At 73.5% G+C, this 18,282-nt stretch carries 14 protein-coding genes and 1 tRNA gene; 7 read left to right on the top strand and 8 right to left on the bottom strand.

From position 1 onward, the window contains the following. Positions 1-37 precede the first annotated feature (37 nt). The 3 genes from cysS to CWIS_RS01985 are packed head-to-tail and all read left to right on the top strand — an operon-like array spanning position 38 to position 3,253. On the top strand, positions 38-1,471 hold the full coding sequence (gene cysS / locus CWIS_RS01995) for a cysteine--tRNA ligase (protein WP_048341549.1): 1,434 nt from the start codon (positions 38-40) through the stop codon (positions 1,469-1,471). Beyond that, positions 1,471-2,469 carry a 23S rRNA (guanosine(2251)-2'-O)-methyltransferase RlmB gene (gene rlmB, locus CWIS_RS01990; protein WP_048341548.1) on the top strand — a complete coding sequence of 333 codons (999 nt, stop codon included), beginning with the start codon at positions 1,471-1,473 and terminating at the stop codon, positions 2,467-2,469. Before cysS ends, rlmB begins: the two co-directional genes overlap by 1 nt. After that, entirely contained in the window at positions 2,462-3,253 is a 792-nt protein-coding gene (locus tag CWIS_RS01985; RefSeq protein WP_231583633.1) for a copper homeostasis protein CutC, read from the top strand. The genes rlmB and CWIS_RS01985 overlap by 8 nt, the downstream gene beginning before the upstream one ends. Before the next feature lie 171 nt (positions 3,254-3,424). Here the strand turns inward: CWIS_RS01985 and CWIS_RS01980 are convergent, their stop codons facing one another. The 6 genes from CWIS_RS01980 to CWIS_RS01955 form a co-directional block, all read right to left on the bottom strand. Next, positions 3,425-4,714 (bottom strand): DUF4032 domain-containing protein, encoded by a 1,290-nt coding sequence (locus CWIS_RS01980; RefSeq protein WP_048341547.1) that lies wholly within the window; start codon positions 4,712-4,714, stop codon positions 3,425-3,427. A 191-nt stretch (positions 4,715-4,905) separates the two neighbouring features. Next, positions 4,906-6,030 carry an ABC transporter ATP-binding protein gene (locus CWIS_RS01975; RefSeq protein WP_048341546.1) on the bottom strand — a complete coding sequence of 375 codons (1,125 nt, stop codon included), beginning with the start codon at positions 6,028-6,030 and terminating at the stop codon, positions 4,906-4,908. A gap of 257 nt (positions 6,031-6,287) precedes the next feature. Next, complete coding sequence (locus tag CWIS_RS01970; RefSeq protein ID WP_048341545.1) at positions 6,288-7,778, bottom strand: PQQ-binding-like beta-propeller repeat protein; 1,491 nt, start codon at positions 7,776-7,778, stop codon at positions 6,288-6,290. A gap of 212 nt (positions 7,779-7,990) precedes the next feature. Continuing rightward, a complete protein-coding gene (gene otsB, locus CWIS_RS01965) occupies positions 7,991-8,809 on the bottom strand; it encodes a trehalose-phosphatase (RefSeq protein ID WP_231583632.1) in 819 nt (272 codons plus the stop codon). Between the two features lie 43 nt (positions 8,810-8,852). Next, on the bottom strand, positions 8,853-10,292 hold the full coding sequence (locus CWIS_RS01960; protein WP_048341544.1) for a trehalose-6-phosphate synthase: 1,440 nt from the start codon (positions 10,290-10,292) through the stop codon (positions 8,853-8,855). Positions 10,293-10,481: 189 nt separating this feature from the next. Next, entirely contained in the window at positions 10,482-12,125 is a 1,644-nt protein-coding gene (locus tag CWIS_RS01955) for an HNH endonuclease signature motif containing protein (RefSeq protein WP_048341543.1), read from the bottom strand. Positions 12,126-12,251: 126 nt separating this feature from the next. Between CWIS_RS01955 and CWIS_RS19175 the strand changes: the two genes are divergently transcribed. Further along, the gene (locus tag CWIS_RS19175; RefSeq protein ID WP_231583631.1) at positions 12,252-14,498 is read left to right on the top strand and encodes a serine/threonine-protein kinase; all 2,247 of its coding nucleotides are present in this window, start codon (positions 12,252-12,254) and stop codon (positions 14,496-14,498) included. A 70-nt stretch (positions 14,499-14,568) separates the two neighbouring features. After that, the gene (locus CWIS_RS01940; RefSeq protein WP_048341542.1) at positions 14,569-15,498 is read left to right on the top strand and encodes a DsbA family protein; all 930 of its coding nucleotides are present in this window, start codon (positions 14,569-14,571) and stop codon (positions 15,496-15,498) included. Between the two features lie 100 nt (positions 15,499-15,598). Here CWIS_RS01940 and CWIS_RS01935 read toward each other — a convergent pair. Beyond that, a tRNA-Thr gene (locus tag CWIS_RS01935) sits at positions 15,599-15,672 on the bottom strand. Positions 15,673-15,697: 25 nt separating this feature from the next. Beyond that, the gene (locus CWIS_RS01930) at positions 15,698-16,369 is read right to left on the bottom strand and encodes a response regulator transcription factor (protein WP_048341541.1); all 672 of its coding nucleotides are present in this window, start codon (positions 16,367-16,369) and stop codon (positions 15,698-15,700) included. Positions 16,370-16,438: 69 nt separating this feature from the next. Here CWIS_RS01930 and CWIS_RS01925 point away from each other — a divergent pair, with 69 nt between their 5' ends. Together CWIS_RS01925 and CWIS_RS18575 are read left to right on the top strand one after the other, a co-directional pair. Beyond that, a complete protein-coding gene (locus CWIS_RS01925; protein WP_048341540.1) occupies positions 16,439-17,581 on the top strand; it encodes a sensor histidine kinase in 1,143 nt (380 codons plus the stop codon). A 266-nt stretch (positions 17,582-17,847) separates the two neighbouring features. Further along, positions 17,848-18,282 carry a hypothetical protein gene (locus CWIS_RS18575; RefSeq protein WP_048341539.1) on the top strand — a complete coding sequence of 145 codons (435 nt, stop codon included), beginning with the start codon at positions 17,848-17,850 and terminating at the stop codon, positions 18,280-18,282.

Genomic DNA, 18,282 nt, shown 5'->3' with positions numbered 1-18,282 from the left:
GACGTCCGACGAGCGTCGCGCCGGTAGCCTTGCCCGCGTGAGTCTTCGCCTGTACGACACCGCCACCCGCACGGTGCGCGACTTCGTCCCCCGGGTCGCCGGCGAGGTCGGCATCTACCTGTGCGGTGCGACCGTGCAGGCGCCGCCCCACGTCGGGCACGTCCGGTCCGGCGTCGCGTTCGACGTGCTCGTGCGCTGGCTGCGCCGGCAGGGCGTGCGCGTCACGCTGGTGCGCAACGTGACCGACATCGACGACAAGATCCTCGCGAAGTCCGCCGAGGCGGGCGTCGAGTGGTGGGCCTGGGCGATGACGAACGAGCGCGCGTTCACCGCCGCGTACGACGCGCTCGGGGTCCTGCCGCCCACCTACGAGCCACGCGCCACCGGCCACGTCCCGGCGATGGTCGACCTCATGCGCACGCTCGTCGAGAAGGGGCACGCCTACCAGGCGGCGCCCGGCGACGTGTACTTCGACGTGCGGTCGTTCCGCGACTACGGCGCGCTGACTCGCCAGCCCGTCGACGACATGGTCCCCGCGCCCGACGACGCCCCCGCGGGCGGCGCCAAGCGCGACGTGCACGACTTCGCGCTGTGGAAGGCGCCCAAGCCGGGCGAGCCCGAGACCGCGTCCTGGGACACGCCGTTCGGCCGGGGGCGCCCCGGCTGGCACCTCGAGTGCTCGGCGATGGCGGCGCGCTACCTCGGCCCCGAGTTCGACATCCACGGCGGCGGGCTCGACCTGCGCTTCCCGCACCACGAGAACGAGCTCGCGCAGTCCCGCGCCGCCGGGCAGGAGTTCGCGCGGTACTGGCTGCACAACGGCTGGGTCACGCAGGGCGGCGCGAAGATGAGCAAGTCGCTCGGCAACGGGCTGCTCGTGGACGTCGTGCTGCGCGACGTGCGGCCCGTGGTGCTGCGGTGGGCGCTCACCGCCGTGCAGTACCGCTCGATGCTCGAGTGGACCGACGACACGCTCCGCGAGGCCGAGGCCACGTGGGACCGGCTCGCAGGCTTCGTGGAGCGCGCGGTCGAGCGCACGGGCGACGTGCCCGACGACGCCGTCGCGTCCGCGCCGCTGCCCGACGAGTTCGTCGCGGCGATGGACGACGACCTCAACGTGCCCGCCGCGCTCGCGGTCGTGCACGAGACCCTGCGCTCCGGCAACACCGCCCTCGCGGCGGGTGACCTGCCCGCGGCGCGTGACGCGCTCGTCACGCTCCGTGCGATGCTCGACGTCCTCGGTCTCGACCCGGGCTCGCCGCAGTGGCGCGCCGACGGCACCGACGAGCGGTACGCGAGGGCGCTCGACGAGCTCGTCGAGGCCCAGCTCGAGGCGCGCGCCGCAGCGCGTGCCGCGCGTGACTTCGCGACCGCTGACGCGATCCGCGACCGGCTGACCACCGCCGGTGTCGTGGTCGAGGACTCACCTGCGGGCGCCCGTTGGACGCTCGCACCCCGATCGGAGGACTGATGGCCGGCAACAGCTCGCGTCGCGGCGCGACGCGCAAGGGCGGCAAGAAGGGCGCGACCGTCGGCACCGGCGGTCACAGCCGCAAGGCGCTCGAGGGCAAGGGCCCCACGCCCAAGGCCGAGGACCGTCCGTACCACACGGCCCACAAGAAGAAGGTCGCGGCCGAGCGTCGCGTGGCGGGAGCCCGGGGCACGTCCGGCCGACCCGCCGCGTCCGCGTCGCGGTCCGCCGCCGGCAGCAAGGGCGGACGCAAGTCGTCGACCCACGAGATCGTCTCGGGGCGCAACTCCGTCCTCGAGGCGATGCGCACGGGTGTGCCCGTCACGACCCTGTACCTGGCCGCCAAGCTCGAGGCCGACGACCGCACGCGCGAGATCGTCTCGACCGCCGCCGACGCGGGCTACCCGCTGCTCGAGGTGTCCCGCACCGAGCTCGACCGGCTCACCGACGGCTCCGTGCACCAGGGCGTCGCGATCCAGGTCCCGCCGTACGCGTACGCCGAGGACGAGGACCTGCTCGACATCGCGGCGCGCGCGGGCGTGCCCGTGCTGGCCGTCGCGCTCGACGGCGTGACCGACCCGCGCAACCTCGGCGCCGTGCTGCGCTCGGCCGGTGCGTTCGGTGCGCACGGCGTGATCGTGCCCGAGCGTCGTGCGGCCGGCGTCACAGCGGCTGCGTGGAAGGTGTCCGCCGGTGCCGCCGCACGCGTGCCCGTCGCGCGGGTCACCAACCTCGCGCGGACCCTGCAGGAGTGGAAGAAGGCCGGCGTGTTCGTCGTCGGGCTCGACGGTGGCGGGGACGTCGCCGTCGCCGACCTGCCCTACGCCGGTGACCCGCTCGTCGTCGTCGTCGGGTCCGAGGGCAAGGGCCTGTCGCGGCTCGTGCGCGAGCAGTGCGACGCGATCGCGTCCATCCCGATCTCGTCCGAGGTCGAGTCGCTCAACGCGGGCGTCGCCGCGGGCATCGCCCTGTACGAGGTCGCTCGCCACCGTGCCTGACCCGGCCGCCGACGCGGTGACCGAGGCGGCGCCGACGATCCTCGAGATCGCGGTGCAGGACGTGAGCGGGGCGGTCGCGGCGGTCCGCGCCGGCGCGCAGCGGCTCGAGCTGTGCACCGCGCTGGCCGCGACCGGGGGGGTGACGCCCGGCGTCGGGCTGCTCGAGGCGGTCGTCGAGGCGGTGCCCGGGACCGGCGTGCACGTGCTCGTCCGCCCGCGCCCGGGCGGATTCGTCTACGCGCCCGACGAGGTCGCCGTGCAGGTCCGGGAGGTCCGCGCCGCTGTGCGCGCGGGGGCGTCCGGTGTCGTCGTCGGCGCGCTCACCGCCGACGGCCGGGTCGACGAGGGCGTCCTCGAACGACTCGTGGCCGCGGCCGACGGCGTCGAGGTGACCTTCCACCGCGCGTTCGACGTGCTCGCGCCCTCGTCGCCGGCGTTGTCTGCGGCGCTGGAGGTCCTGGCTCGGCACGGGGTCACGCGCGTGCTCACCTCGGGGGGTGCGGCCCGAGCGGGCGACGGCCTCGCGCGGATCCGTACGACGGTCGCGCACGTGGGTGGTCGCGTGCAGGTCATGGCGGGCGGCGGTGTGCGCGTCGCGGACATCCCCGCGATCGTCGAGACGGGCGTCGCCGCGGTGCACCTGTCGGCCTCGCGCGCGGTGGCGGGCGACGGCGGACCGGGTGGTGGGGCGGACGCGGGCTGGACGACGACCGACGAGCGTGTCGTCGCCGCCGCGCGCGCCGCACTCGACCGCCCGCTGACCCACCAGCCGCAGACCGACTAGTCACTCCCGACCCGCCGCAGGCTGACCCGTGACTGCCGCCCGGCCGCGGGCTGACCGAACCGACCAGGTGCATGCTCACCAGCATCTGCCGACCGGCCGTGCGCGAACCGGCCTCCGCCGACCAGCGCCAGCCCGACCCGCCGCCCACCGGCACGGGCGGGGGAGGTGCCGTCAGCCGATGAGCTGGTCGTCGTCGATCGTCGGGATCGTGTCCGTGCTGTCCCTCAGGTCGCCCGGCTGGATGCCGAGGATCGACTGCTCGTCGGGCCGGTTCGGCAGGATGTGCTTCACGTAGCTCTTCGCGACCTCGTTGAGCGGCACGTCGCGGTGCTGCTGCTGCGAGAGGTACCACCGGTGGTCGAGCAGCTCGTGGAAGATCTGCGCGGGCTCGAGCTTGCCGCGCATCTCTCGCGGGACCTTGCGGACCGCGGGCTCGAAGACCTCGGTGAGCCAGTCGTGCGCGACGAACGACTCGTCCTCGGCCTGACGGTCGGTCGCTGCCCGGTACTCGTCGAGGTCGTTGAGGAGCCGCCGCGCCTGGTTCTCGCCGACGTCCAGACCGGTCAGGCGCATGAGCCGCCGCGAGTGGTGGCCGGACTCGACGACCTTCGGCTGGATGCGCACCGTGGTGCCGTCGAGGTCGCTCGTGATGTCGAGCTCGCCCACGTCGAAGCCCAGGTCGTTGAGCCGGTCGATGCGCGCCTGCACACGCCACCGCTCGCCGTAGCCGAACGACTCGACCTCGGTCAGGGCGCGCCACAGCTCGCGGTACCGCTCCGCGAGCGCGTTGCCGATCGCGACCGCGTCGACGTCCTCCTCGAGGAACTCGCCCGCCTGCAGGTCCATGAGCTCGCCGATGATGTTGACGCGGGCGACCTCGAGGTCGTACGCGCGCTGACCCTCGGTCAGCTGCTCGTGCAGGTCGCCCGTCTCGGCGTCGACGAGGTAGGCGGCGAAGGTCTCCGCGTCTCGTCGGAACAGGGTGTTCGACAGCGACACGTCGCCCCAGTAGAAGCCCGCGAGGTGCAGCCGGACGAGCAGCACGGCGAGCGCGTCGATGAGCCGCGTGGCGGTGTCCGGGCGCAGCGACTGGCTGAACAGCGAGCGGTACGGCAGCGAGAACTGCAGGTGCTTCGTGATGAGCACCGCCTCGAGCGGCTCACCCTCGGGCGAACGCCGACCCGTGATGACGCCGACCGGCTCGACCGATGGCACGTCCAGGCGGCGCAGCTGGCGCAGCAGCTCGTACTCGCGGTACGCGACCGTCTCGCCGATCTCCTTGATGGCGATGACGCGACCCGACAGTCGCGCGAACCGCACGATGTGCCGGGAGATGCCGCGAGGGAGCGCGGCCAGCGTCTCGGCCGGCCACTCCTCGAGCGGGATGTGCCACGGCAGGTCGAGCAGCGCCGGGTCGGGCGTGGCCGCCGTGATCTGCAGGCGCTGCCGGGTGGGGCTCATGGGTCAATCCTGCCAGCGAGGTCCGACGGTCCGTTCGTCGGAGCAGCGGACGTGGCGCGCAGAACCCGTGAAGGGTGCCGTCCGGTCCGCGGGACGGGGTGAAAGCCGGGGGCGAATGCTGAAGGGGTGAATGCCGAAGGGGCGGCAGCGGCCCGCAGGCCACCACCGCCCCTCCGCGTGGTGCAGGGGGATCAGGCGAGGCGCTCGCCCGAGCCGGCGTGGAACAGGTGCTGCTCGCCGGGACGGATCTTGATCGCGACGGTCTCACCCTTGGCGGGCACCTGACGCGGGTCGACGCGCACGATGACCTGCGCGTCGCCGGCGCCCGAGTGCACCTGGCTGGCGCCACCGAACTCGTTGGTGAGCGAGCCGTAGACGAACGCGTCCGAGCCGAGCTCCTCGACGATGTTCACGATGACCGGGACGGCGTCCGGCGTGCCGGCGGGCACGACGTCGACCGACTCGGGGCGGAAGCCGAGCGTGATGTGGTTCTTGTCGTCCTCGGTGAGGCTGCTGATGACCTCACGCGTCAGCGGCACGCGCGAGCGGCCGAGCGACGCGTGGCCGTCGAGCACCGGGAACGTGCCGATGTTCATGGCCGGCGAGCCGATGAAGCCGGCGACGAAGACGTTGGCGGGCGTGTCGTACATCTCGCGCGGCGTGCCGACCTGCTGCAGGAGACCGTCCTTGAGGACCGCGATGCGGTCACCCATCGTGAGGGCCTCGGTCTGGTCGTGCGTGACGTAGACCGTGGTGACGCCGAGACGGCGCTGGAGCGAGGCGATCTGCGTACGCGTCTGCACGCGGAGCTTCGCGTCGAGGTTCGACAGGGGCTCGTCCATGAGGAACACCTGCGGCTGACGCACGATCGCGCGACCCATGGCGACACGCTGACGCTGACCACCCGAGAGGGCCTTCGGCTTGCGGTCCAGGTACTCGGTCAGGTCGAGGATCTTGGCGGCCTCCTCGACGCGCTGGCGGATCTCCGCCTTCGGCGTGCCGGCGATCTTGAGCGCGAAGCCCATGTTGTCAGCCACCGTCATGTGCGGGTACAGCGCGTAGTTCTGGAAGACCATCGCGATGTCGCGGTCCTTCGGCTGGACGTCCGTGACGTCGCGGTCGCCGATGAGGATGCGGCCGGCGTTGACGTCCTCGAGGCCGGCGAGCATGCGCAGCGAGGTCGACTTGCCACAGCCCGACGGGCCGACGAGGACGAGGAACTCGCCGTCCTCGATGTGGAGGTTGAGGGCGTCCACCGCGGGACGCTCCGTGCCCGGGTAGACCCGGGTGGCGTGGTCGAACGTGACAGTAGCCATGGCGCTACCAATCCCTTCACCGGCAGGTACGTGCCGGACGATCCGTTGTGGAGGGTGTTCAGTGTCTTCACTGACACAGACCGGGCGGGAGGACCCGCGCCGGTCTGTGGGTCATCCTGCCACACGCGGGTGATCTGTCTCACCGGGAGGTCCCAGGCGCCCTGGCGGGACCGCGTGGTAGGACGCACCCGCGCCTGACCGTCGTCGGGCGCGACGGTCCGACCGCAGTGGGCGCGACGGTCCGACCGCAGTGGGCGTCAACGCGCGGCCGCGGCGCCGGTCGGGGCGACGAGGAACGCGCCGCGCTCGTGGGGGCCGTCCTCGTCGCTGCGGACGGCGACGAGGACGCCTGGGGGCGTGCTCGTGATGTCGAGGCCTGCAGGTGCCCCGCTGTCGTCGAGCGTCCCCGCCCAGCGTTCGGTGCCGTCGTCGAGGTCGTGCGCGCGCAGGGCCCGGCCGTCCTCGACGGCGATCACCACCCGACCGTCGGTCGCGAGCGAGCACCACGCCGTCTCGGTGCTGCGGTCGACGTGCCACAGCGTGCGGCCGTCGTCCGCGTCGATCGCGTCGAGTGAGCCGTCCGCGCACACGTACAGCCGCCCGCCGAGAGCCAGGCCCGCGCTCACGGTCAGGTGCTGGCTCCACACCACCTCGCCGGTCGTCGTGGAACGGGCCTCGAGCGTCTCGTCGTCGGGCCCCGTGGTGAACCACATGAGCTCGGGCGCGCTGCCGTCGTCGACCGTGAGGTGCAGCTCCCTGCCCGGGAACTCCACCGAGCCGGTGGCGTGCTCGAGGACCACCCGTCCGGCCGGGACGAAGCTGCCGTCGTCGACCTCGACCAACGGGAGGTCGAGCAGGGCGGTGCCGCGCCCCGGCGAACGCTGGTAGTCGCCGGGTCTGCTGCCTTCCTGCGTCAGCCGTCCTGCGTCGTCGAGGCGCCACCAGTGGCCCTGCACCGACAGGAGCGGTCCGTCCGAGCTCGCGGTGAGCGAGCCCGTGTACGTCAGCCCGTCGCGCGCGATCGGCTCGGCCGCTGTCCACTCCCAAGCAGGCTCGCCGGTCGCGGTGGTGGCGGCGACGGTCCAGGTCTCCGCACCGTCGTCGTCGCGGCGTGCGGACGCCTCGACGACGAGGTCGCCGAGCGTGGTCCACGCCTCCGCCCGCAGGGTGCGCTCGGCGACGACGCTGCCGTCCGAGGTGCGCAGGACCACGAGGCGCTCGGGCTCGGGTGGGATCACCTGGCCGCTCGCGCCGACGGTGCACGCCACCTGGTCGCTCCACCGCTTCGTCCCAGGTGTGCCGAGGGGTTCGCACCGGACGTCTGCCGGGAGAGAGAGGTCCTGCCCGGGGCGGCCGGAGCCGTCGAGGAGTGCGACGTCCGCCGACCACACGCGCTGTCCCGTCGCGCGGTCGTAGCCGACGACCGTCGCGGTCCTCGTGTCGCCGCTCGATCCGATGACCACAGGTCCGGCGGGCACCAGCTGCCACGGCTCGGGGATGTCGCCGGTCGCGACGACGGGCATGGCGTCGAGGGGTCGCAGCACGCCCGGCACGTGGTCGAACCGCGCCTCGTGCGCCAGGCGCCGCTCATCCATGACGTGCTGGGTGACGACGAGCGCCCCGACGAGCAGCGCCGCACCCAGCGCGAGCCACCACCCGGCGCGGCGTGGCCTCGCAGCCGAGGCGCCGGCCGCCGGTGGGGTCGGCTCGGGCTCGACCAGCTCGACCAGCTCGACTTCGACGGGCATGTGCCGATGATGGCACCCGTCGCGGGCCGAGCGGCCGCCGTAGGCCGCGCGGCGGCCGGTCTGGAGCGGGCGGTGGGCGCTCCCGTGCTCGGTCGCCCGGCTCGGCAGTCGGGCTCAGGCAGGCAGACCCATCTCGGGTGGACTCGCGCAGGTGGTGCGGGTGGGGTGTCCCGGCCGGGGTCGGGCCGGCAGGTCTGGAGGGCGGGCCGGCATCAGGTGGGGAGAGCGGCGGCGAGGGCGACGAGCGCGTCGACCAACTCGTGCGGGTCGGCGGCGCGCAGGCGCGCAACGGTGTCGCCTGCGCCGACCTTGATGGTGACGTCGTGCTCGGTGAGCGCCGCGAACGCGTGCTCGTCGGTCACGTCGTCGCCCGCGTAGACGACGACTCGCGCGCCGAGCTCGTCGCGCAGCGCGCGCAGCGCCTCGCCCTTGCTGGCACGCAGCACCGAGATCTCGACGACGTCCTTGCCGTGCAGCACGCCAGAGCCGAGCTCGTCGCCGAGTGCCAGAGCTTTCGACTCGGCGTCCCGCGCGTCGTCGTGCTCGGCCAGGCGGGTGTGCACGACGACGGCGGTGGGCTTGGACTCGACCCAGACCCCGTCGCGTCCGCGCGCGATCTCGGCGGCGCGCGCGCCGAGAGTCGCGAGGCGGTCCGCCTGCTCGTCGGTGAGCTGCACGACGTCGCGGTCCAGACCGTGGCGCATCACGCGCGCCCGTTCGGCGCCGTGCGACCCGATCAGGTACGTCCCGACCGGGACCTCGGCGAGCGCGTGGAGGTCGTGCAGCGCACGCCCGGACACGAGCGCGAGCGACACGCCGGGCGCCTCGACGAGCGTGCGCAAGGGCGCGACGGCGTCGGGCAGCATCCGCGAGAGCGACGGGTCGTCCTGCAGCGGCGCGAGAGTGCCGTCGAAGTCCAGCGCGACGAGCAGCGGCCGCGCGGTCCCGTCGTGCGCGAGCCCTTCGAGCGTCGACCGCACGTCGACCGCCGACGCCGACACGGACCCCGACGCGGAGGTGGCGGCACGCACCGACCGAGGAGCCGGACGTGGGTGCTCAGGATGCTGCGGGGACTCAGACATGCGTGCTCCGCTGGGGGACCGCGGTGAGGACCGCGAGGAACTCCTGCGACCAGGCGTTGACGTCGTGCCCGAGCACGCGGCGGCGCAGGCGGCGCATGCGCTTGCGGGCCTCGCGCGGGTCGAGGTGCGCGGCGTACGTGATGGCGTCCTTCATGCCGTCGATGTCGTGCGGGTTCACGAGGATCGCGCCGGTGAGCTCGTCGGCGGCGCCCGTGAACTCGCTCAGCACCAGCGCGCCACGGTCGTCCGACCGTGCCGCGACGTACTCCTTGGCGACCAGGTTCATGCCGTCGCGCAGCGCGGTGACGAGCATGACGTCGGCCGCGAGGTACAGCGCGGCCATCTCCTCCATGGGGAACGACTGGTGCAGGTACTGCACGGGCGCGTGCCCGACCTGCCCGTAGTCGCCGTTGATCCGCCCGACCAGCAGCTCGACCTCGTCGCGCAGCTGCGCGTAGGCGCCCACGTTCTCGCGGCTGGGGGAGGCGACCTGGACGAGCGTCGTGTCGCTGGGGGACAGGCGGCCGTCCTCGAGGAGCTCCCCGTACGCCTTGATGCGGTGCCGGATGCCCTTGGTGTAGTCGAGGCGGTCGACGCCCAGCAGCAGGGTCTTCGGGTCGCCGAGCTCGCGGCGGATCTCCTTGGCGCGCAGCTGCACCTCGTCGGTGCGGGCCAGCTCGTCGAACGCCCGGGAGTCGATCGAGATCGGGAACGCCGCCGCGCGGACGTGGCGGGTGACGCGGCCGTGCGCGTCGTTGAGCGTGATGACCTGCCCGCGCGTGGTCAGGTCGGTCAGCCGGCGCACGACGCGCACGAAGTTCGCCGCGTCGCCGCCACGCTGGAAGCCGATGAGGTCGGCCCCGAGCAGACCCTCCACGACCGCCTTGCGCCACGGCAGCTGGGCGAAGATCTCCAGCGGGGGGAACGGGATGTGGTGGAAGTAGCCGATCCGCAGGTCCGGCCGCAGCGCGCGCAGGAGCTGGGGGACCAGCTGCAGCTGGTAGTCGTGCACCCACACGGTCGCACCCTGCGCGGCCTGCGCAGCGGCGGCCTCGGCGAAGCGCTGGTTGACCCGCCGGTAGGCGTCCCACCACTGCCGGTGGAACGCGGGCGGGGCGATCACGTCGTGGTACAGCGGCCAGAGGGTGTCGTTCGAGAAGCCCTCGTAGTAGAGCTCGATGTCGGCGTCCGACAGCGTCACCGGCACGAGCTGCGTGCCGTCGACCTCGAACGGCTCGAGCTCGAGGTCGGGCGCCCCGCCCCAGCCGACCCACGCACCGTCAGCCTGGGCCATCACCGGCGCGAGAGCCGTCACCAGCCCTCCGGGCGAGCGGGTCCAGGTGGGCTTCCCCTTCTCGTCCAGGCTCACGTCGACGGGCAGGCGGTTGGCGACGACGACGAGGTCGTAGCCGTCTTGCGGCACGGCAGGCACTACTACTCCCGGGATTGACTGATTCTTGACCTTAGTCGCGGGCCCTCCACCGCGCTGCCCGAACGTCCGAATTGCACGCTTGCCGGGTCTCGTCCGGGCGTCTCGTCGGCCTGCGCGCGCACGGCCGCGGCGGCACGTCGTGGGTGTCGCGTCCTGCGGCGACGGACCTCGCGGCCGGACGCCGAGGCGTCACGGTTCCGGGCCGTTGACGAGGACTCCTCGCTGGTCGCGGAACTCGTACCGCGACGGCCCCGCGAGCACGGCGAGCGCGACTGCGCCGCCCGCCTGATCACGTCTCTCGGCAACCTCGTCGGCACCGCGCCCGGTTCGCACGGTCCCCGGGCGGTGCCGCCCGGGCTCCGGCGAGGGCGGGCGGAGTCGGTGGATGTCGAGGTCGAGCCGGTGGACCTCGTGGTGGTGGAAACCGCACAGGAGCACGGCGTTGGCCAGGTCCGAGCGACCCGCGTCACGGTGCCACCAGCGGATGTGATGGACCTGGCTGTGGCGGGCGGTGGTGGAGCAGCCGTTCCAGGCGCACTGCCGGTCGCGGGCGATGACCGCCGTCCGTTGGGCCGGGGTGAACATGCGGCGAGCGCGTCCGACGTCCAGCGGCAGCCCCTGCGCGTCCATGACGACCCGCGTCATCGTGCAATCGCACAGCGCGGTGGCCAGCTCGGTCCGGGTCAGCACGATCCCGTCGTCGCTCACCGCCGGCAGCACGAGCCTGCGCGCGCCGCCGGTGGGCGAGGCATCGAGCGTGGGCGCGTCGGTCACGGCGCGACGGGCTCGCCGGTGCTCGCGGATCTCCAGCCAGGTCTCGGCCGGGACGAGCAGGTTCACCTGTGCGGCCGGTGCGCTCACGGCACCGTCGGGCTGGGCGGCGTCGCGCGCGCGATCGGCAGGGGACGCCTGCTCGTCAGCGGACGCACCGGAGCTTGTGCCGCAGCCGGGCTCCGGGCGGTGACCCGCGGTCAGGGTGTGATGGGCCAGCGCGGTCAAGGCGTCGGCGCGCGCCTGGTCGGCGGTGCGGTCGGGGTCGGCGCGGTGGCCGGTGGCGTCGAGCGCGCGAGCCAGGGCCTGCCCGGACAGGGGGTCGAGCCGCCCCTTGAGGAACGTCCCCTCGGGGGTGTGGGTCATGGTCAGGTAGCGCGCGCGGCGCGCAGCTTCGCGGGTGTCCGCCAGCGCGTCGGGGTCGTGCGCTGCGACCAGCGCGGCCACCGAGCGGGAGAACTCACGCGGGTCGCTGTGCCGGGCGAGGTCGACCAGGCGCCGCTGCGTCTCGGGGCGGGTCAGGATCGCGGTGACCTGCGGGCCTGCCTCGGCCAGGGTGCGCCCCAGGACGTCCAGATGACCCGTGGGCATGGCCTGGTCCAGCACGGCCTGCCCGACGTCAGGGAGGGCCTGCATCGCCCGGGCCGAGTCGACCTGGCGCGCGGCGGTGAACCTCGTCGTCCCGGTCAGCCGGGCGCGCGTGTCCACGAACGACCGTTCGGCACCCGCCGCGGCCGCCGCGGCGTGCTGCGCGACCAGCACCGGCCCGCGCACCGCCGTGACCAGACCGGCCAACCCGTCCAGCACCCGGATCGCCGATGCACGCGTCGCCCCGGTCCACGCTTGCGCGCCGCTCACCTGCACCGCCAGCGTGCGCAGCGCGTGGGCGACGTCCTGCAACGACGCCAGCACCCCGGCGCCCTCGTCGAACACCGCGGCGCCCTCGTCGAGCACCACGGCGGCACCGTCCGACACGACGGAGCTCTCGCCTGACGACGACGGCGCGCCGCGACGGCGCGTCAGCGCGCTGCCCGTCGGCACGGAGGTCATGGAGTCGAACACGTGTTCGATTCTATGCGAACCGGACGCGCCGCACCAGACCTGGCCACAGTCCGGACGCGCTCGCGGGCCGGCCAGGTCCGCGCGCCTGTTCGCGCGCCCGCGCGCCGCCGCCTACCGTGACCAGGCATGGAACGGATCGGCCTGGCACCGGGGTCGCAGATCGGTGGGTACACGATCGTCGCGCCCCTGGGTTCCGGGGGCATGGGGACGGTCTACCGCGCGGTCGACGACGGCGGCACCGCCGTGGCCCTGAAGCTCCTGCACCCGCAGATCGGCGCGGACGCCGAGGGGCGAGACCGCCTGCGCCGCGAGGTCCTCGCGCTGCAGCGCCTGCGGCACAAGGCGGTGGCCGCGGTGCTGGACGCGGAGGCGGACTCGACCGAGGCGTTCATCGTCACCGAGCTCGTCGCCGGCCCGAACCTCGAGGAGCACGTCAGGGCGAGCGGCCCGTTGGCGCTCACCGAGCTGCACGAGCTCGCGGCGGGCCTGTTCGACGCGCTCGCGGCCGTGCACGCGGCGGGCGTCGTGCACCGCGACCTCAAGCCCACGAACGTGCTCGTCACGTCCGACGGCCCGGTCCTCATCGACTTCGGCATCGCGCAGGCCGCGGGCGACGACGCCGCCCAGATCACGTCGGCGGGGCTTGTCGTCGGCACGCCCGGCTACCTCGCGCCCGAGCTGCTGGGCGGTGCCGAGCCGTCCCCCGCGACCGACCTGTGGGGCCTTGCCGCGGTGATCGCGTTCGCGGCGACGGGCCGACCGCCGTTCGGCGTACGCCCGCTCCAGGCGGTCCTGGCTCGTGCGAGCGCCGGCGAGGTGGACGTCGACGGCCTGGGCCCGCTCACGGCAGACGCCCTGCGCCGCGCGCTCGACCCCGACCCCGACAGTCGCCTCGACGGTGACGACCTGATCGCCGCGCTCGCAGTGGTGGCGGTGGACGGCGACCCGCTCGACGGGCCCGTCGCGGCGGCGCACACGGTCGCCTACCCCGTGGACGACGACCTGGACGGCGACGAGGACGCGCTCGACGAGGGCGACGCGGACGGCGACGCCGCGGCAGCCGTTGCCATGGGTGACGACGACGTCGACGAGGACGCCGACCAGCACGACGACGCTGACGGCGAGAGCGCCGACGAGGACGCGGACGCCGCCGCCGACGAGGAGGCGGACGCCGCCGCCGACGAGGAGGCGGACGCCGGCGCCGGCGACGAGGACGACGACGTCGACGGGATCGCCACGACGCAGGTCAGCCAGGACGACCTCGAGGATGACGGCCGCGACGAAGACGACCACGACGACGACGACCACGACGACGAGCACGAGGACGACGACCACGACGACGACGACGAGCGCTCGCTCGCGCTGGCCGCGACGACCGTCATCCCGAACCCGACCGCGAAGCCGGACCCCACGCGCGTCCTGCCGGCCCAAGGCGTGCACGACGGCGCGACCCGCGTGATGCCCGCGGGCGCGGGTGCGGGTGCGACGACGGTGCTGCCCGCCGGTGCGGGCGCCGACTTCGACGAGCGCGCGTACGACGACGACCTCGACAACCCCGACGTCGAGGACTTCGACCTCGACCCCGCCGACCTGCAGGGCCAGCGCCTCGCGCCGGACGGGTTCCGCCGCCCGGGCCGGTACGACGACGAGCCCGACGCGTTCGACGGCGACGGCGACACCGAGTGGGTCGACGAGACGGGCGTCGAGTGGATCGAGGACGACCTCGACGCGTCCGAGGTCGTGCCGGAGGGGTCGGGCTACGAGCGCCCGCCGGCGGTGCGCCGCTGGGGCTCGTTGCTCGCGGCGGCCGCGGTCGTCGCGACGGCCGCCGCGCTGGCGCCCGTGGTCGTGCTCGTCGTGCTCGTCGTGCTGCTGCTGCTCGTGCGGACGTACGGGACGGCGGTCGAGGCGATGCACGGGCGGCGCGAGGTGCGCGGCGTGCGCGCGAGCGACGTCCCGCGCACGCTCGCGGCGACGCCGTGGTACCTGGTGCGCGCGGTCGTCGGGCTCGTCCCGTCGTTCGTCGTCGCGTCGTGCGCGACCCTGCTCGCGGGCGGGGCCGTCGCGTGGCTGGTGGACAACGGGACGTGGACGATCGGTGACCTGGACGCGGGCGACGAGGTCGACGGCACGGCCGCGGCGATGGTCGTCGCCGCGCTCGTCATGCTCTGGCTGGTCGTGGCGTGGTGGGGGCCGGCGTCGGGCATGACGCGCACGGGGGCCCGCAGGGCGCTCGCGGTCGTCGCGCCGGGCCGGCTCGGCGCCCTCGTGATGGTCGCGGTGTGCCTCGTGGCGGCGGCGGTGATCGCGGCGCTCGTCTCCAACGGGGCGGGCATCGTGTGGGCTCCCGCGCCGGTCCCGACGATCCCCTGACCTGGGCGGCTCCCGACGCACGGGAACGCCCCGTACCCTGTGGGCTGTCGTCCACGACCGAGGAGAGACCGTGCCCACGAACGACCCCAAGCCGACCAAGTCGCAGCGGCGCGACGAGGCCCGCGCCAAGGCGCTGCAGATGCGGCAGCAGCAGGAGCGCAAGGCCAAGCGGACCAAGATCCTCAGCGCGAGCCTGCTCCTGCTGGTCGTCGCCGCGGTCGCGGTGGTCGTCGCGATCACGATCCGCGGCAACGCCGACCGTGAGGCGCGCTACGGCACGGTCGTGTACGGCGGTTCGTCGGCGCAGGTCGTGGCCCCGCTGCTCGCGGACGTGACCGCGCCCGCCACCGCGAACGACAAGGGCGGCATCCCCGTCAGCGCCGCGGGCGTGGGCAAGACCTCGCCCGACGACGTCAACGTGACGATCTACTTCGACTTCATGTGCCCCTACTGCGGCATGTTCGACGCCGCGAACTCGGCGGACCTCGAGGCGCTGGCCGCCGAGGACGGCGTGACCATCGAGTACCGCCCGATCTCCTTCCTCGACTCGCAGTCGAAGGGCACGTCGTACTCGACGCGCGCCGCCAACGCCGCCGCGATCGTCGCCGACAAGGCACCCGAGAAGTTCACCGCGTTCGTCACGGCGCTGTTCTCGGCCCAGCCCAAGGAGGGCACGACGGGTCCGACCGACGACGAGATCGCGGAGCTGGCCGTCGGGGTCGGCGTCCCGCAGGACGTCGCGGACACGTTCACGGACACGGTCGAGGGCACGTACGAGGTGGGCGAGCCCGCCGAGGAGCGCACGGGCGAGTGGCGCACCTTCGCGCCGTGGGTCTCGGCTGCGACGCACCAGATGCAGCTGGACCGCGGCAAGGTCGGCACGCCGACCGTCACGATCGACGGCCAGGACTGGCCGGGCGCCGAGGGTGACAACGGCCTGCTCTACCAGCAGGGTCCGCTGAAGGAGGCCGTCGAGGCCGCGCTCGCCGCCAAGGGCTGACCACCAGCACGACGAACGGGCCCGGTCCGGGTCGCTCTGCGGAGCGGCTCCGGACCGGGCCCGTTCGTCGTCCGCCGCGATCTGCACGCGGCGGCTGGGGAGCCCCCTATCGGATTCGAACCGATGACCCCCTGTTTACAAGACAGGTGCTCTGGCCAGCTGAGCTAAGGAGGCGGGTCGGCGCTCAGCCTACCGGTGCTCAGAGGCCCGGCCCGGTCTCCTCCAGGAGGCGCAGGGCGGCGCTGACGCGGGGGTTGCGGGACGGGTCGGCGTCGATGCCGAGCGTCGCGTAGAGCGCGTTGACGTGGTTCTGCACGGACTTCTCGGTGATGCCGAGCTTCTCGCCGATGCCGGCGTTCGACAGTCCCGCGGCCAGCAGTCGCAGCACCTCGTACTGGCGGTGCGTGAGCTGGGCGACGTCCGAGCCGGCGCGCGGCGTGATGCGCGCGAGCAGCTCGGGGTCGAGCACGGTCTGGCGCACGGCCGCCGAGCGGACCGCGGAGACCAGCAGGTCCTCGCTCGTCGAGCTGTTCTTGGACAGGTAGCCCCAGCCCTCGGCGACGTCCGCGGGCAGGTCGAGCAGCAGGTCCATCGCGTCGTGCGCGGACAGCAGGAGGATGCCGAGCTCGGGCTGCTGACGGCGCAGCGTCACGCCGAGGGCGATGCCGTTGCCGTCGGGCAGGTCGATGTCGAGGATCGCGACGTGCGCGGCGCCGGGACGCAGCGCACGTCGCGCGTCGCTCACGGTCCCGACGGACACGACCACCTGGAGCCCGGCCGTCTGGCCCAGGGTGCGCTCGAGCATGGAGCGAAAGAGTGGCTGGTCCTCGACGACCGCCACTCGGATCACGTCCGGGTCAAGAGTGCTCATCGGGTTCAGTATCGTCTGCGACGGCCCGGGAAGCGGGCAAGGACCACAGCGGGTCGGGCGGGAGCGACGATGAGCGACGTGACGCGCGAGGTCGTGCGCCCCGGCGACGACGCCCAGAACCGTCGGCTGCTGCTGCGGCTGACCGGCATCGTCGCGCTCGGCTACGGGCTGGGCGCCTCGATGCAGGCCGCCTACATCTACTCCCGGTACGTGCCCGACTGGGCCGAGGTGAGCGTCTGGTCGAGGATCGCCGCCAACGTCGCCGCCGTCGTCGTGCTGCTCGTCGCCCTCGGGGCGCTGCGGGTCTACCGGTGGCCGACCGCACCCCAGCTGTTCGCGGGCGCCGTCGTGGCGTCGACGATCGCGGCCGTGTGCCGGGTGTTCGTGCAGCTCGCGCTGGGGGTGTACGACGAGCCCGACGGGTTGACGATCGAGGCGGAGTTCTCGGCGGGCCTGATCATCGCGGGCATCTCGTCGGGCATCGGCATGTGGGGGCTGCTCTCGCGCCGCAGGGTTCGCGCCGAGCTGCGCCGGGCCGAGCGTGAGGCGGTCGAGGTCGAGCACGTGCTCGAGGCGCTCGAGGCCGAGGAGGTCAGGGTCCGGCGCGAGGTCGCCGAGGGTCTGCACGGCACGCTGCAGGGCAAGCTCGTCATCGTCAACGCGCACCTGGTCGAGGTGATCGACCGCATCCGGGCGCGCGGTGACCACCCTGACGACGTCGCGTCGCTGGAGTGGGCGCGGCGCGAGCTCGACGTGGTGCGCGAGCTGGACGTGCGGCAGATGAGCCGGCTGCTGTACCCGGAGCGGCTCGAGCTCGGCGTGGTCCCGGCCGTGCGCGCGCTCGTCGGGCGCCTGCCGATGACGATCGCGACGAAGATCGTCGTCGCGCCCCCGGTGCGCGAGATCGACGACCCCGAGCGCGGCTCGCTGACGACCGCGCAGCGCCTCCTCGCGGTGCGCGTGGTGGAGGAGGGCGTGACCAACGCGCTCAAGTTCGGGCCGGCGTCGCGGATCGTCGTCGAGCTCGACGTGCAGGACGGTGCGCTCGTCGTCTCGGTGGAGAACGACGGCCAGCCCCTCGACCCGTCGCACGCCGACCCGGACGGCGGCACGGCGCGTCTGGCGAGCCGGCTGCACCTCGTCCGGGGAACGGTGACGCTCGCCCCGCTGCGGCCCCGCGGGGTGCGACTCGAGGCCCGCCTGCCCCTCTAGCCGGCCGCCGGCGCGACGCGTCCGCCGCGGCCCGGCTCGCACTGCATCGTCGCAGGTGAAGTCCGATTTCGGACACTCGTCCAGATCTTCGGGTGACCACTGTCGGGTGAATCACCTCGGCATTTCGGACGGGGTGGGTGGCAGCACCCAGCCCGTCGGACACCCCGTTTCCGATGACTCCTATGTTCGCTACCGGCCCGCCCCCCACGGACCACAGCGAGCTGGCCCTCGGAGCGAGGGTTGCGATCTTCGTCGAGGAGTCCCCCATGAGCAAGAAGAACAACCGCCGCAAGGTCATGGCCGTCGGTCTGGCGATCGTCGGCGTCGCGGGCCTGTCGCTCGCGTCCGCGTCGCAGCTGAACCTCAGCTGGAGCGGCAACTTCCAGACGGGCACCGTCGCGGTCAACGCGAGCTGCCAGCCCGCGGCCACCCCCATCACGACGTCCTTCGCGACGCCGACGTTCGACGGCACCGTCACGGCGCCCTGGAAGGTCGCGAACGTGACCTTCTCCGGCGTCGACGCCGCGTGCGCCACCAAGAAGTACGAGGCCGCCTACAAGCTGGCGTCCGGTGACTGGGTCAAGTTCACGCCGGCCTCGGCCCCGTCCGTCGGTGCCGCCGGTGGCTCGCTCACGGTCGCGCTGCCGACGGGTGTCGCCCCCGACACCATCGCCCAGTTCGCGCTCACCATCTACAGCTGA

The sequence above is a fragment of the Cellulomonas sp. A375-1 genome, assembly GCF_001040865.1.
Lineage (GTDB): Bacteria > Actinomycetota > Actinomycetes > Actinomycetales > Cellulomonadaceae > Cellulomonas > Cellulomonas gelida.
This window is presented reverse-complemented; position numbering and strand designations above follow the sequence as displayed.